The organism is Pseudooceanicola sp. NS-SX9 (assembly GCF_057380705.1).
On the sequence record NZ_CM170818.1, the window covers coordinates 1,375,581 to 1,389,432 of the forward strand.

The 13,852-nt window shown below is 67.2% G+C and carries 12 protein-coding genes and 3 tRNA genes; 7 read left to right on the forward strand and 8 right to left on the reverse strand.

Annotation, left to right across the window (positions count from 1 at the left end):
• Nucleotide 1: 1 nt before the first annotated feature.
• The 3 genes from urtB to AC2ITM_RS06515 form a co-directional block, all read right to left on the reverse strand.
• Complete coding sequence (urtB, locus tag AC2ITM_RS06505) at nt 2–895, reverse strand: urea ABC transporter permease subunit UrtB (protein ID WP_486469012.1); 894 nt, start codon at nt 893–895, stop codon at nt 2–4.
• Between the two features lie 77 nt (nt 896–972).
• On the reverse strand, nt 973–2,166 hold the full coding sequence (gene urtA / locus AC2ITM_RS06510) for an urea ABC transporter substrate-binding protein (protein ID WP_486469013.1): 1,194 nt from the start codon (nt 2,164–2,166) through the stop codon (nt 973–975).
• 138 nt (nt 2,167–2,304) lie between these two features.
• A complete protein-coding gene (locus AC2ITM_RS06515) occupies nt 2,305–2,949 on the reverse strand; it encodes a TetR/AcrR family transcriptional regulator (protein ID WP_486469014.1) in 645 nt (214 codons plus the stop codon).
• Between the two features lie 319 nt (nt 2,950–3,268).
• Between AC2ITM_RS06515 and AC2ITM_RS06520 the strand changes: the two genes are divergently transcribed.
• On the forward strand, nt 3,269–4,108 hold the full coding sequence (locus tag AC2ITM_RS06520; RefSeq protein WP_486469015.1) for an aldo/keto reductase: 840 nt from the start codon (nt 3,269–3,271) through the stop codon (nt 4,106–4,108).
• A 61-nt stretch (nt 4,109–4,169) separates the two neighbouring features.
• On the opposite strand, the gene AC2ITM_RS06525 is transcribed toward AC2ITM_RS06520, so the two are convergent.
• The gene (locus tag AC2ITM_RS06525) at nt 4,170–4,526 is read right to left on the reverse strand and encodes a DMT family protein (protein WP_486469016.1); all 357 of its coding nucleotides are present in this window, start codon (nt 4,524–4,526) and stop codon (nt 4,170–4,172) included.
• Between the two features lie 502 nt (nt 4,527–5,028).
• Entirely contained in the window at nt 5,029–5,496 is a 468-nt protein-coding gene (locus AC2ITM_RS06530; RefSeq protein WP_486469017.1) for a MarR family winged helix-turn-helix transcriptional regulator, read from the reverse strand.
• Between the two features lie 117 nt (nt 5,497–5,613).
• Here AC2ITM_RS06530 and AC2ITM_RS06535 point away from each other — a divergent pair, with 117 nt between their 5' ends.
• The gene (locus AC2ITM_RS06535; RefSeq protein WP_486469018.1) at nt 5,614–7,242 is read left to right on the forward strand and encodes an MFS transporter; all 1,629 of its coding nucleotides are present in this window, start codon (nt 5,614–5,616) and stop codon (nt 7,240–7,242) included.
• A 53-nt stretch (nt 7,243–7,295) separates the two neighbouring features.
• Here the strand turns inward: AC2ITM_RS06535 and mntR are convergent, their stop codons facing one another.
• Nucleotides 7,296–7,754: a manganese-binding transcriptional regulator MntR gene (mntR, locus tag AC2ITM_RS06540; protein ID WP_486469019.1), complete on the reverse strand. Its 459-nt coding sequence runs from the start codon at nt 7,752–7,754 to the stop codon at nt 7,296–7,298.
• Between the two features lie 226 nt (nt 7,755–7,980).
• Here mntR and AC2ITM_RS06545 point away from each other — a divergent pair, with 226 nt between their 5' ends.
• The 5 genes from AC2ITM_RS06545 to AC2ITM_RS06565 all read left to right on the forward strand — a co-directional run bounded on the left by AC2ITM_RS06545 (nt 7,981) and on the right by AC2ITM_RS06565 (nt 11,497).
• Entirely contained in the window at nt 7,981–9,291 is a 1,311-nt protein-coding gene (locus tag AC2ITM_RS06545; protein WP_486469020.1) for an Nramp family divalent metal transporter, read from the forward strand.
• A 300-nt stretch (nt 9,292–9,591) separates the two neighbouring features.
• Nucleotides 9,592–10,812, forward strand: a complete 1,221-nt coding sequence (locus AC2ITM_RS06550; protein WP_486469021.1) for an MFS transporter — start codon at nt 9,592–9,594, stop codon at nt 10,810–10,812.
• 112 nt (nt 10,813–10,924) lie between these two features.
• Nucleotides 10,925–11,001: transfer RNA gene (locus tag AC2ITM_RS06555), tRNA-Asp, on the forward strand.
• A gap of 179 nt (nt 11,002–11,180) precedes the next feature.
• Nucleotides 11,181–11,257: transfer RNA gene (locus AC2ITM_RS06560), tRNA-Asp, on the forward strand.
• A 163-nt stretch (nt 11,258–11,420) separates the two neighbouring features.
• Nucleotides 11,421–11,497: transfer RNA gene (locus tag AC2ITM_RS06565), tRNA-Asp, on the forward strand.
• A 181-nt stretch (nt 11,498–11,678) separates the two neighbouring features.
• Here AC2ITM_RS06565 and AC2ITM_RS06570 read toward each other — a convergent pair.
• Both AC2ITM_RS06570 and AC2ITM_RS06575 read right to left on the reverse strand, forming a co-directional pair.
• On the reverse strand, nt 11,679–12,086 hold the full coding sequence (locus AC2ITM_RS06570) for a hypothetical protein (protein ID WP_486469022.1): 408 nt from the start codon (nt 12,084–12,086) through the stop codon (nt 11,679–11,681).
• A 50-nt stretch (nt 12,087–12,136) separates the two neighbouring features.
• Nucleotides 12,137–13,510, reverse strand: a complete 1,374-nt coding sequence (locus AC2ITM_RS06575; protein ID WP_486469023.1) for a M20/M25/M40 family metallo-hydrolase — start codon at nt 13,508–13,510, stop codon at nt 12,137–12,139.
• Nucleotides 13,511–13,852 lie beyond the last annotated feature (342 nt).

Consider the following 13,852-nt stretch of genomic DNA (forward strand, 5'->3'; position numbering starts at 1 on the left):
TTCAGTCCTCCAGCGCGCGGGAACGGGTGGCGATCACGCCCTGCGGGCGGAACTGCAGGAAGAGGATGACGGCAAGCAGCATCAGCACCTGGCTCATCGAGACATCGACGAAGATCTGGCTGAGCGCCGAGACAAGCCCGAGGATGATCGCCGCGATGGTGGTGCCCACCAGCGATCCCAGCCCCCCCATCACGACCACCAGGAAGGCGGGGATGATGTAGCTTTGCCCGACCGAGGGGGTGACGGGACCCAGCAGCGACAGCACGACGCCCGCCAGCCCGGCGATCCCGGTGCCCAGGCAGAAGACCGCCAGATCGACCCGGCGCACGTTGATGCCCGAGGCCGCGGCCATCATCCGGTCCTGGTTGACGGCGCGCACCAGCAGGCCAAGGCGGGTGCGGGCGATCAGCAGGCCAAGCGCCACCAGCACGACGACCGCGACGCCCAGGATGAAGATCCGGGTCGAGGGGAAATAGATGCCCGCGAGGGTAAAGCCGGTGTTCAGCCAGTCGGGCGCCGTGACGCCCACGCCGATGGCGCCAAAGATCGACCGCGCGCCCTGCTGCAGGATCAGGCTGACGCCCCAGGTGGCCAGCAGCGTGTCCAGCGGACGCGCCGACAGCTTGCGGATGACGGTGATTTCCAGCACCGCGCCCAGCAGCGCCGCACCCAGAAAGGCCACGGGCATGGCGACCAGGATGGCGATGGGGCCGGGGACGATCATGTAGGTCAGGTAGGCCAGGTAACCGCCCAGCATCAGCATCTCGCCATGGGCCATGTTGATGACCCGCATCAGCCCGAAGCTGAGGGCAAGGCCAAGCGCGGCCAGCACGAACAGCGAGGCGACGCTGAACCCGTTAAAGACCTGACCCCCAAGGAGGGCTGCGTCGAGCATGGGACTGTCCTTCTTCTTGTTGTGTGTCAGCAAAAAGGCCGCCCCCGGGGGAGCGCAGGGGGCGGCCGAAGGGCAGATCAGTTGGTGACCGGGTTGCAGGTCTTGCCGGGGAAGGCGACGGGATCATAGGGATCGGGCTGGATCGGCGCGTCGGATTTCCAGATGATCTTGAACTGGCCCTTGTCGTCCAGCTGGCCGACATAGGCGGTCTGCACCAGGCTCTGGTTCGCGGCGAACGAGGTCTCGCCCAGGGGCGTGTCGAAGGTCAGGCCGACGGCTGCCTTGCGCACGGCATCGGTGTCGAAGGAACCGGCCTTCTCGACGGCGGCCTTCCAGGCGTAGACATCCAGATAGCCGTGCACCATCGGGTCGGTGATCGCGGCATCGGCGCCGAATTTCGACTGGTAGTCGGCGACGAACTTCTGGTTCGCCGGGGTGTCGAGCGACTGGAAGTAGTTCCAGGCCGCGTAGGAGCCTTCCACCAGCGACGGGCCCATGGCCTTGGCTTCCTGTTCGGCAATCGAGAAGCTCATCACCGGCAGTTTTTCCGGGGTCATGCCGGCGGCGGCCATCTGCTTGAAGAACGACACGTTGCTGTCGCCGTTCAGCGTGTTGAAGATGACATCAGGCTTCGCCGCGCGGATCTTCGAGATCACGGCCGAGAAATCGGTGCCGCCCAGGGGCACGTATTCCTCGCCCGCCAGCTTCAGGCCGTCCTTCTCGATGTGCTTCTTGGCGATCAGGTTCGCGGTGCGCGGGAAGACATAGTCCGAGCCCAGCAGGAAGATGCTCTTGTAGCCCTGCGCCTTGGCCCAGTCATAGGCGGGCAGCAGCTGCTGGTTGGGCTGGGCGCCGGAATACATGATGTCGGCCGAGCATTCGTTGCCCTCGAACTGGACCGGGTACCACAGCAGCGAATGCTCGCGTTCGAAGACCGGCAGCATCGCCTTGCGCGACGCCGAGGTCCAGCCGCCGAAGACGGTGACGGCCTTGTCGCTCTGGATCAGCTTGGTGGCCTTCTGGGCGAAGATCGCAGGGTCGGAGGCACCGTCCTCGACCACGGCCTTGATCTGGTGGCCCATCACGCCGCCCTCGGCGTTGATCTCGTCGATGGCCATCATCTCGGCGTTTTTCACGGTGACTTCGGAAATCGCCATGGTGCCCGAAAGCGACTGCAGCACGCCGACGGTCACGCTGTCTTCGGCGTGGGCGGCGGTGCCGAAGCCGAAGGCCACGGCCAGTGCGATGGCGCTGATGGAGGAAGTGTTCATCCGGTCCGTCCTTTTCTCATCCCTGTTGAGCGGCGCCCGGTGGGGCGTCTGGTCATCAGGGTGTCAGGAGCGGCGCGGCAGGGGTATGCACCGTTTGGGGTATGGCGCCGGGTGCGGCCTTGGCGTTAAGGGGCGGCGTCAGCGGCCGCAGGTCACGCCGCAGCCCGCCAGGAAGACCTTCAGCCGCATGGCGATCTCGGTCCTGTGGCGGTTGATGTCGGGGGGGCCGGCCTTGCGGCGGCGCGGTTGCAGGGCCCCGAACACCAGATCCAGCAGCATCCCCGCACAGGAGCCCGCGACCGCAGGGTCGAAGTCGATCTTGCCCAGGGCGCGCTGTTCCAGCAGCCAGGTTTCCAGCGGTTCGCGCATCTGCAGCACGCCGCTGTCGTAAAGGAAGGTGTTCAGCTCGGGGAAGACCAGCCCCTCGCGCAGCACCAGGTCCATCATGCGGATGCGGTCGATCTGCTCGGCCTCGGGCAGGTCCAGCAGGAAGACCTGCGCCAGGCCTTCCTCGATCGGCAGGTCCTCGCCCTCGGGGCGGGGCAGGGCCAGGAACATCGGCCGCGAGCGCGCGATGACGGCGGCGAAGATGTCCTGCTTGCTGTCGAAGTGATCATAGATCGTGCGCTTGGACACCCGGGCCCGCTTGGCGATCAGTGTCGTGCTGGCGGCAGCATACCCCATTTCCAGAAAGATCTCGCGGGCGGTGGCCAGAAGGCTGTCGACGCGGTCTTCGGGGGTCATCAGGGGGGGGCGGCCGCGGCGGGGCGCAGGCGTGTTCATGCGGCGTCCCCGGGGCGGGGGGCGTCGGAACGGGCGAAGAAAGAGGTTCGGGTTCGTATCATCACTGTCTTTGGAATGTGTCGCGTCGGCGCGATGCTGGCAAGGGGGCACGCGGGTGGGGTGGCGCAAAGCGGCCATTGCCGCTGCCTCTTGCAGGTCCGGGCGTGATGACATCGCGGTCACGCTTTCGCGGTCCGGGTCTGGCGAAGCGGGGATGGCGCGATTAGCTATGGGGGGCGAAGTCTTCGCAATTGAGATTGCTGCGGTGCCCCTTCGGGAGGAAGCGGCGCCGCCCCCTTTCGGACAGAAGGATATTTTCATGACCACGACACTCGAGAAAGCGCCGGTGACGCTGCTGTCGAACGGCGTCGAGATGCCGAAGCTGGGCCTGGGCACCTGGCCAATGGATGATGCCGAAGCCGCCCGCGCCGTGGAGGCGGCCATCGGGCTGGGGTACCGGCTGGTCGATACGGCCGAGAATTATGGCAACGAAGCGGGGGTGGGTCAGGGCATCCGTGCCTCGGGCGTGGCCCGGGACGAGATCTTCGTGACCACCAAGTTCAACAAGAAATGGCATTCCGCGGAAGGCCCCCGCCAGGCCTGCGAGGCCAGCCTGGACCGTCTGGGGCTGGATTATGTCGACCTGCTGCTGATCCATTGGCCGAACCCCGGCCAGGGCCGCTATGTCGAGGCCTTCGAAGGGCTGATGGCGGTGATGGAGGCAGGCCTGGTGCGCGCGGTAGGCGTATCGAACTTCAAGGTCAGCCACCTGCAGGATCTGCTGGGGCGGGGCCTGGTGCCGCATGTCAACCAGATCCAGCTGGATCCGTTCCACCGCCGCGACGACATCGTGGCGCTGCACGAGAGCCACGGCATCATCACCGAAAGCTGGAGCCCGCTGGGCCGCGGCGGTGCGCTGCTGTCGGATCCGCGCGTCACTGCCCCGGCCGAGCGTCTGGGGGTCACGCCGGGCCAGGTGGTGCTGCGCTGGCACGTCCAGCAGGGCTATCTGCCGGTGCCGAAATCCGCCAACCCCGAGCGCCTGGCGCAGAACCTCGACGTTTTCGGCTTCAGCCTGACCGAGGCCGAGATGACGGCGCTGAACGGCATGGACCGGCCTGACCCGGACATGGCGGATTCGGACGTCTTCGGGCACTGAGCCCCCGCGCGCCCCCCGGAGCTTGCCTCCGGGGGGCGCGCCTTGTCGGCCTGGCGAGGGGTCAGAAGGGCTTGGCGAACAGCACCCAGGCGCCGCAGGCGATCAGGGCAAAGCCCGCGACATGGCTCCAGGTCACGCTTTCGCCCAGGTAGATCGCGGCGAACAGGGTGAAGACGATCAGGGTGATGACTTCCTGCATGGTTTTCAGCTGGGCCGCCGACCATACGGTCGAACCGATCCGGTTCGCCGGGACCGCCAGGCAGTATTCCAGCAGCGCAAAGCCCCAGCTGATCAGGATGACCTTCCACAGGGCCAGCTGGTGATACTTGAGGTGCCAGTACCAGGCGATGGTCATGAAGATGTTGGAACCGCACAGTAGCAGCACCGGCGCGATGGCCGGCCAGAGGGACGTGGGCATGGGCGTTCTCCCGCAGGATCGACCGAAGGTAGCGGCGCGGGCGGGAACGGCAAGGGCAGGCGGGGCCTGGGCCCCGCGCGCAGAGGGCCGCCAAGCGCAGCGGGGCTGCCGCTGCAGGCCAACGGAGCCGCCAGAGCAGGGCAGGTGGGCGCAGGTCCCGGGTCCCGGCAGGGGCTGGACGAAGGATGCGCCGCGCGCCTGGGCCCCGTTGGCCTGGGTGGGCACGTCAATGTCGGTCGCCTGTCGTTCGGGCAGATGCCGGTGCAAGGTGGCTGGCGATGGCCGGGCTGTGCTGTGGTTCCGCCGGGCGGATTCCAGGGGGCGGCTGCGGGCAGATGCAGACACCAAGGGGCCAGCGATGGACGGGTTGTGGCAGATCCCGCCGAACGGGGCTGCGGTTCCGCCGGTTGAATGACAGGGGTGGCTGCGGGCGGATGCCGGTGCGGATGCTTTGGCGAGGGGGCGGACCCCGGGGCAACGGTGGCCGGGCGGGCCGTTGCGATCAGCCGCCCTTCAGCACCTGCGCCCCCTCCGAGGCCAGCATCGCCGCGTTGAAGCAGTCCACCAGCCGGGCGAATTCGGCGCGCTCGGCCTCGGGCCAGTCCGCCAGCATCTCGGCCAGGCGTTGCTGGCGCAGGGCCTGCATCTCGTCCTGGCGGCGCAGGCCAGAGGCGGTTGCCGCGATGACCACGCCGCGGCCGTCACGGGGATTGCGGCGGCGTTCGATCAGGCCCTGGCGGGCCATGGCGGCGATCTGCCGGGTGATCGTCGATTGATCGAGCGACAGCGCGCTGGCCAGGGCGCCGCTGGTCACAGGGCCGTCGCGCAGCTGCATCATCACCAAATAATGCGCCCGCTCCATCGGGTAGCCGCGCCGCCGGTGAATGCCTTCCAGCCCACGGATCATGAAGGCGATCGCGGGTTCCATCCGTGCGACAGAGGCGGGTATGCGGGAGAACGGGTCGCTCATCGCCGGCTCCGGTTGTTTTATTGTATCGTACAACTTGATTCACCCAAGGGCCAGGACTATCCCTAAGGTCAACGGGGCGCCGGGTCCGCCGGAGTCCACAGCATCCGAAGGCTTTCCATGTCGACCAATTCCGGGGGCGCGACCGGAGCGTCCCAGACATCTTCCGGTTTCCTCGATCAGCCACGGGCGGTCTGGGCCACGGCCTTCGCCTGCGTGGTGGGCTTCATGTCGATCGGTCTGGTGGACCCGATCCTGACCTCGATCGCGGCAGGGCTGCACGCCAGCGCCGCGCAGGTGTCGCTGCTGTTCACCTCGTATTTCTTCGTCACCTCGGTGATGATGCTGATCACCGGCTTCGTCAGCTCTCGCCTCGGGGCGCGGCTGACGCTGCTGCTGGGGGCGGTGCTGATCGTGGCGTTTTCAGCGCTGGCGGGCACGTCGCATTCGGTGGCCGAGCTGGTGGGCTTTCGCGCCGGATGGGGCCTGGGCAATGCCTTCTTCGTGGTGACCGCGCTGTCGGTGCTGGTGGCGGTGGCACGGGGCGGCACGGGCCGCGCGGTGCTGATCTACGAGGCGGCGATGGGCCTTGGCCTGTCGGCCGGGCCGCTGATCGGGGCGATCCTGGGATCCTTCAGCTGGCGCTATCCGTTCTTCGGCACCGCGACGCTGATGGCGGTGGGCTTTGTTGCCATCGCGATCTTCCTGCCGTCGCTGCCGAAGCCCGCGCAGAAGATATCGCTGAGCGCGCCGGTGCGGGCGCTTGGCCATCCGGGCCTGTTCACCGTGTCGCTGGCGGCCTTCTTCTACTACTTCGCCTTCTTCACCGTGCTGGCCTTTGCCCCCTTCGTGCTGGACCTGCCGGCCTATGCGGTGGGCGGGATCTTCTTTGGCTGGGGCGTGATGCTGGCGGTGTTCTCGGTCTTCGTGGCACCGCGCGCCGAGGCCCGGCTGGGCCTGCTGCCGGTGACGACGCTGTGCCTGGTGACGCTTGCAGTGCTGCTTTTGGTGATGGGGGCGGGCAGCAAGACCGCCATCGCCCTGTGCATCATCGCCAGCGGCGCCGTCATGGGCGTCTGCAACACCCTCTTCACCGAGCTGGCGCTGGAAGTGTCGGACGTGCCGCGCCCCGTCGCCTCGGCGGGCTATAATTTTCTGCGCTGGTTCGCGGGTGTCATCGCGCCCTTTGCCGTGCCCACCATTGCCGAACATACCAGCGTGATGACCGCCTTTGCCGTGGCCTGCATCGCGGCCCTGCTGGCGCCCGCGATCCTGATCGCCCGGCGGCGGTCCATTGCGCGCAATGTCTATGTGCCCGCGCCCGGGCCCCAGCCGGTCTATGTGGCGCTGGACGGATCGGGGCGCGACGCGGATCTTCTGGACCGTGCCATCGCCCTGGCCCATGCGGCCGGCGATGCCCCCGTCGTTGCCCTGCATGTCCGCATGAGAGAGGCGCTCGATGGCCAGGATATCGCCCTGGAAACCCGCGAGAAAGCCGAAGAGATCGCCGCCCAGGCCCATGCCCGCATCGAGGCCGACGGCCTGTCTGCCCGCGAGGAAATCATCGAGGTGCCCGCCGGTCAGGCCGCCCAGAGCGTCGTCGGCCGGGCCCGAGAGGGCCATGCGCTGCGCCTGGTGATCGGCACGCCCGAGGGCGGTCTTGAGGATCGCGTGCACGGCAGCTTTGCCCGCGCCGCCGGGGTGGCTGCCCGTCAGGGGCCGAAGGTCAAGCTGACGGTGGTCAAGTAACATCCCGGGGGCCCGCCGCACCACATTCAGGGCAGGCGGCGCCGTCGCCGGGGTCAGTCCCTGCGGCGGGGGGCGGCCTTCAGGAAGGCCTCGAAGGCGGCAAGGGTGATGTCCGAGACGTGATGTTCCATCCCCTCGGCATCAAGTTCGGCGTTTTCTTCGGGGACGCCGACGGCCACCAGGAAATCCACCACCGTGCGGTGCCGCGCCCGCACCCGTTCCGCCAGCGCCGCGCCGGCCTCGGTCAGGAAGACGCCGCGATAGGGGCGCGAGACCGCCAGCCCCTCGCGTTTCAGCCGCGCCACGGCCTTGGTCGCGGTGGGGTGGGTGACCCCCATGCGGGCGGCGATATCGGTGATGCGGGCCTCGCCCAGGTCCTCGATCAGGTCGCCGATCATCTCGGCATAGTCTTCCAGGACGGCATTGGCCTGCGCCGCGCGGGCCTGGGTAAAGCGTTCCACGGGCAGGCCGCAGGGGTCGTCGATGGGGGGCGTGTCTTCTGTCTCGGACATCATTCCTGCCTTTGCACTGGGCGCCCGGGATACGCAGGGAACGACCTGTCTGCAAGCCGGGTTTCATTCTGGAGCGCAGCCTGGATGTGTTGCCGGGCAAACCTGGGCCGGACCGCAGCTGTGATCACATCAAGGCGCGTCTTCTGTTTGTACCCTATTGACCTATTTGTAGCCTAGGCTTTATTTTCCCGATGTTCCGATCCCTCCCCTTTGCGGACGACAAGGCATGACGATGACAGACAACTCCTCCGGCAATTCCACCGGGCGCACGCGCCAGGCGATCGCGGATGTGCTGGATGGCAAGCTGCACGGGCCGAAGACGGCGCTGCTGTTCGCGGGCCCGGCCATCGTGGCCTCGGTGGCCTATATGGATCCGGGCAATTACGCGACCAACATCCAGGCGGGGGCGGGCTATGGCTATACGCTGCTGTGGGTGGTGCTGGGGGCGAACCTGATCGCCATGCTGTTTCAGGCGCTGTCGGCGCGGCTGGGCATCGTGACGGGGCGCAACCTGGCGGAGCTGTGCCGAGATCACTTCCCGCGGCCCGTCGTCTGGCTGATGTGGGCGGTGTCCGAGGTCGCGGCCATGGCCACCGACCTTGCCGAATTCCTGGGCGGCGCCATCGGCCTGGCGCTGCTGTTCAACATGCCGCTGATGGCGGGCATGGTGGTCACGGCCATCGTCACCTACGCGATCCTGATGTTCGACCACGGCGGTTTCCGCCCGATGGAGAAGATCATTGGCGCCTTCGTCGGCATCATTGGCCTGTCCTACCTGGCCGAGGTCTTTATCGCGCCGATCGACTGGGGGCAGACCGCGACCGGGCTGGTCACGCCGCAACTGCCCGATGCCATGGCGCTGACCATCGCCGTGGGGATCATCGGCGCCACCGTCATGCCCCATGCGATCTATCTGCATTCCGGCCTGTCGCAGAACCGCGCCCAGGTGCGTAACGATGCCGACCGGCGCAAGCTGCTGACCTTCTCGAACCGCGAGGTCGTCATTGCACTGGCCGGCGCCGGGCTGGTCAACATGGCGATGGTGATGATGGCGGCCTCGGCCTTCCACACCGGCCATTCCGACGTGGCCGAGATCGAAACCGCCTATCACACCCTGACACCGTTGCTGGGGGGCGCCGCGGCGGCGTTCTTCCTGACCTCGCTGATCGCGTCGGGTGTGTCGTCCTCGGTGGTGGGGACGATGGCGGGGCAGATGATCATGCAGGGCTTCCTGCGCCGCCGGGTGCCGGTCTGGCTGCGCCGGCTGGTGACGATGGCACCCGCCTTCGTGGTGGTGGCCATGGGGGTCGATGCGACGCGGGCGCTGGTGCTCAGCCAGGTGGTGCTGTCGATCGCGCTGCCGGTGCCGATGGTGGCGCTGATCGTCTTCGTCAGCCGCCGCGACATCATGGGCGCCTTCCGGCTGGGGCTGGGCTGGCGGGTCCTGGCCTGGCTCGGGGCGGCGGTGGTCCTTGGCCTGAACATGGTGCTGCTGGCCCAGGCCTTTGGTCTGCCGGTGCCGTTCCTGGCCGACTAGCCCTGCACCTTTTCGTGATGCCGCCTGAACGGGCCCTGCAGCCAGGCTGCGGGGCCGTTCTTTTTCCGCTGAAACGACGGTTTGCGCCACGATGTGACGCAACGTGCGCCGTCTGCACCCTTGAATCCACGAACTGGGACATTGCGGGCGCGCCGCCAAAGCGCGACGCTGCCGGTACAGACGCCCCGAGGAGAGAGCAGGGCGTCCGGAGGAAAGCCACAGCGACCGCGCCTCGGGGCCAGACCCGCGCCTTTGCGCGGGCCGGGGGCTTTGGCGCCGTCCGTCCGGGGAGGAACGAAAATGCCACACTTATTCCACGCGGCCTGGCCGCGCATTCTGGTCATCTATGCCCTTGGGGTCATGGGGGCGATGGCGGTCAGCACGCCGGTGACCCAGCTGGGGGCCATCGCGGGCGAATTCCACCCCCGCAGCCCGGCCCAGATCGGCCTGATCATGACGCTGCCGGCGCTGGTGGTGGCGCTTGGTGCGCTGCTGGCGGGGATCGTGGTCGATCGCCGCGGAGACCGCCCGATCCTGTTCCTGGGCGTGCTGGTCATGACGCTGGGCGACCTGGGCGTGACCGCTGCCCCAACCCTGAGCTGGCTGCTGGCGGCGCGGGGGCTGACCGGGGTGGGCTATGTGATGGTCTCGGTCGCGGCGATCACCGCGCTGATCCGCACCACCGATGGGCGCCGGCGCAGCCTGGCGCTGGCGCTGTGGTCGACCTTCGTGCCGGTCAGCTTCCTGCTGCCCTTCGTCTTCTCGGGGCTGATCGCCGAGGCGGGCACCTGGCGGGCGGCCTTCTGGCTGCATGGCGCGCTGACGGTGGCGCTGGCGCTGCTGGCCTGGCCGCTGATTCCGCCGCGGGTCTCGGTGCTGTCGGGGCCCAGCCGGGCGCGGGGGCTGGGGGCGGTGCTGCGCTCGCCGCTGCCCTACCTGCTGGGGCTGGCCTTCGCGGCGGATGCCTTCCAGACCAGCGGCATGGTCTCGACGCTGGCGCCGATGCTGCACCAGCGCTTCGGCGTGGCCGAGGTCGAGACCGAGCACTGGAACGCCTTCGGGACGCTGTGCAATGCCTGCGGCTGCCTGCTGGTGGGGGTGCTGATGGGGCGGGGCGTGCGCTCGGCCCGGCTGGCGTTCGCGGGGCTGGCGCTGGCGCTGGCGGGCGGCGTGGTGCTGTTCTTCCTGGCGCCGGGATTCACCGTGTCTCTGGGGGCCTCCTGGCTGCTGCTGTTCGGCAGTGGTCTGCTGTCGGGGATGTGGACCCTGGTGCCGGTGGCGGCGCCCAGCCTGGAAAGCGCGGGCGCAACCAGTGGCCTGGTGACCCAGTTGACGCTTGTGGGCGTCCTGCTGGGCTCGCCTAGTTACCTCAGCGCGATTTCGGCGCCGGGGCGGCTGCCGGTGCTGGGGATCTTCCTGGTGGCCCTGGCGCTGTCGGCCCTGCGTCTGCCGGTCTGTCGCCGCGCCGACGCCCGCAGCGGCGCGGAAAGTGCCCCGGCGCCGCATCTGAGCGAGGCCTGAAAAGGGTTCCGCGACAGGGGGTTGCAGGGGATTTGAAAATTCTTCGGGAAAAGCGAAAATCCCGCTTGACGGCTTCGGTCGCTGCCAATAGAACGCCCTCCACGGCAGCTGCGCGGTTGTAGCTCAGTTGGTTAGAGTACCGGCCTGTCACGCCGGGGGTCGCGGGTTCGAGCCCCGTCAACCGCGCCACTGCCGTTTATGAAAAGCGCCCCCTTGTGGGGCGCTTTTTCGTTTTGCGCCATCGGCTTGGGGGCTGTGGCGGGGGTTGTAACGGCAATCGGAAAAAACGATCATTGGCGTCGAAACGCGCTTTGATCCCTCTTGACCGCCCCGGCGCCTGCCCATAGAAGCCATTTCACGGCAGCTGCGCGGTTGTAGCTCAGTTGGTTAGAGTACCGGCCTGTCACGCCGGGGGTCGCGGGTTCGAGCCCCGTCAACCGCGCCACTGCCGTTCATGAAAAGCGCCCCTTTGCGGGGCGCTTTTTCGTTTTCCGGCAATGGCTTGAAGGTCGTTTCTGGGTGACGTCGGGACGGGTGCGAAATTCACAGACCGGGTGATTTTTGCCGTTGACGGCCCCGGCGCAGTCCCTTAGATCACCCTTCATAGCGCGGTTGTAGCTCAGTTGGTTAGAGTACCGGCCTGTCACGCCGGGGGTCGCGGGTTCGAGCCCCGTCAACCGCGCCACTTCTTCGAAAAGCCCTCCCTTGTGGAGGGCTTTTTCGTTTGGCGGCCGGGCAGGGGGCGCTGCCCCCGTCGCTGCGCGACTCCCCCGGAGTATTTTCGGTCAGATGATGAAGAACCGGTTCTTTCATCTGACCATAAATACTCCCGCCGGAGGCGGAAATGCGTCTGCGAGCACGCCCTGTCAGGGGCGCGAGTGGACATCCGCGTAGGTATAGCCGTCGGGCCAGATGCCGATCCAGAGCCAGCGCTTGCGGTGGCTCAGCTGCATCGCCAGGTGATCGAGATGCGCGATGTCGAGCCAGAGCCGGATCGTCCGGTCGGCTTCCTTGTAATAGGGCGCGCGCAGTTCCGAGGCGGGGCGAAAGCGGATGATGCCGCGAGACACCTGAGAGGAGGGGGTTGCCATGCCATAGACCTCGATCTGGGCGAGGCCGCGGACGGGCGAGAGGGCCTCGGCCCCGGTGGTGTGGACGGCTTCGGTGATGAAGAGGATCTCGCGGCGCACGGCATGGCTGCCGGAGGAAGCCTGCGGTTCGGCCTCCATGGCGGCGATGCGGGCGTCGATCTCTTCCTCGATGTTCAGGACCATGGCGGGCTCCTCCTTCCCGGGGGCCCGCCATGATCGGTATCAGCCTGGCCTCAGCGGGTCAGGGCATCCAGGACGCGGGCCCAGCTTCTGATTCCTCTATGGAAGGAATTAAGATCGTATTTCTCGTTCGGAGAATGCAGCCCGTCGTCATCCTTGCCGAAGCCGATCAGCATCGAATCCATGCCCAGGATCTTCTTGAAATGCCCCGAGATCGGGATCGAGCCGCCGCAGCCCACATAGGCGGCCGCGCGCGGCCATTCATCCGAGAGCGCCTGGCGGGCCTTCTCGAAGGCGGGATCGGCGGTTTCCATCTGCGAGGCGAAGGAGGCGCCGTGGGTCTTGAAGGTGACCTTGACGTCGGCGGGCAGCAGATCCGTCACCATCTTGCGGAAGTTTTCGCGGATCTTGTGGGGATCCTGCTGGCCGACCAGCCGGAACGAGATCTTGGCATGGGCTTCGGCGGGCAGCACGGTCTTGAAGCCCGCACCGGTGTAGCCGCCCCAGATGCCGTTCACCTCGCAGGTGGGGCGCGACCAGATCATCTCCAGCCCGGTGCGGTCCTGTTCGCCCGCGGGCACCGAAAGGCCGACCTCGCCCAGGAAGGCGGCCTCGTCGAAGCCGAGGGCGGTCCATTGCGCCATGATCTCGGGGTCGATCTCGGGGACGCCCTCGTAGAAGTCGGGGATGGTGATGCGGCCTTCGTCGTCATGCAGCGCCGCCAGCACCTTGGACAGCACCCGGATCGGGTTCATCGCGATGCCGCCGTACATGCCCGAATGCAGGTCGCGGTCGGGGCCGGTGATGGTGATCTCGTCGCTCATCATGCCGCGCAGCATGGTGACGATGGCGGGGGTTTCCTCGCCGAAAAGGCCGGTGTCGCAGATCAGCGCGATGTCGGATTTCAGCTCGTCCGCATTGTCCTTCATGAAGGGCACGAGAGAGGGGGAACCCGATTCCTCTTCGCCCTCGAAGAAGAAGGTGATCTTGCAGGGCAGGGTGCCGTGGATCTTCTTCCAGGCGCGGCAGGCCTCGACAAAGGTCATCAGCTGGCCCTTGTCATCGGCGGTGCCGCGGCCGCGGATCACCTTGCCCTTCGGCGTGTCCTGAACTTCGGGATCGAACGGATCGCGGTCCCACAGGTTCAGCGGATCGACCGGCTGGACGTCGTAATGGCCGTAAAACAGCAGGTGCGGGCCTTCGCCCTCGACATGGCCGACGACCATCGGATGGCCCGGGGTGGGGCGCTTGGTGGCGTTGATGCCGATCGAGGTCAGGTCCGCCACCAGCCAGTCCGCGGCCGTCTCGCAATCGCCCTTGTAGGCGGGATCGGTCGAGATCGAGGGGATGCGCAGCAGTTCCATCAGCCGGTCGGTGGCGGCGGGAAGCTCCTGGTCGATGAGGGCGAGGACGGGGTCGAGAGACATGTGTGCTCCTGTCGTACGGGTCGGGCGGGACCGTACCACCCGCAGAGGCCTTGTCCAGAGACGGGGCGCCGCGGCTGCCGTCACCGGATTGTGACGACATCTCGTCGCAGCCCTGATGTGCAAACCGGCCCTGAGCATCCTGCATGGCTGCAGAGCCGTGCCGTCTGGACAGGCCATGACGGGGGCGGGGGCTGCGGGGTGGCGCATGAAAAAAGGCCCTGCCACCCGGATGGGGGGCAGGGCCTGGTATGAATGACTAGGTGTCTGAAAGATCGATTAAAAGTTTTGAAATCTAATAACCCTCCTATGGCCCGGAATCGGGTAGGACGTAAAGGTATGATA

What these genes read in the sequence shown, in the direction of transcription:
- urtB (WP_486469012.1), bottom strand. Translation starts at nt 895, where the DNA reads ATGCTCGACGCAGCCCTCCTTGGGGGTCAGGTCTTTAACGGGTTCAGC.
- AC2ITM_RS06525 (WP_486469016.1), bottom strand. Translation starts at nt 4,526, where the DNA reads ATGCCCACGTCCCTCTGGCCGGCCATCGCGCCGGTGCTGCTACTGTGC.
- AC2ITM_RS06515 (WP_486469014.1), bottom strand. Translation starts at nt 2,949, where the DNA reads ATGAACACGCCTGCGCCCCGCCGCGGCCGCCCCCCCCTGATGACCCCC.
- AC2ITM_RS06570 (WP_486469022.1), bottom strand. Translation starts at nt 12,086, where the DNA reads ATGGTCCTGAACATCGAGGAAGAGATCGACGCCCGCATCGCCGCCATG.
- mntR (WP_486469019.1), bottom strand. Translation starts at nt 7,754, where the DNA reads ATGTCCGAGACAGAAGACACGCCCCCCATCGACGACCCCTGCGGCCTG.
- AC2ITM_RS06575 (WP_486469023.1), bottom strand. Translation starts at nt 13,510, where the DNA reads ATGTCTCTCGACCCCGTCCTCGCCCTCATCGACCAGGAGCTTCCCGCC.
- AC2ITM_RS06550 (WP_486469021.1), top strand. Translation starts at nt 9,592, where the DNA reads ATGCCACACTTATTCCACGCGGCCTGGCCGCGCATTCTGGTCATCTAT.
- AC2ITM_RS06535 (WP_486469018.1), top strand. Translation starts at nt 5,614, where the DNA reads ATGTCGACCAATTCCGGGGGCGCGACCGGAGCGTCCCAGACATCTTCC.
- urtA (WP_486469013.1), bottom strand. Translation starts at nt 2,166, where the DNA reads ATGAACACTTCCTCCATCAGCGCCATCGCACTGGCCGTGGCCTTCGGC.
- AC2ITM_RS06545 (WP_486469020.1), top strand. Translation starts at nt 7,981, where the DNA reads ATGACGATGACAGACAACTCCTCCGGCAATTCCACCGGGCGCACGCGC.
- AC2ITM_RS06530 (WP_486469017.1), bottom strand. Translation starts at nt 5,496, where the DNA reads ATGAGCGACCCGTTCTCCCGCATACCCGCCTCTGTCGCACGGATGGAA.
- AC2ITM_RS06520 (WP_486469015.1), top strand. Translation starts at nt 3,269, where the DNA reads ATGACCACGACACTCGAGAAAGCGCCGGTGACGCTGCTGTCGAACGGC.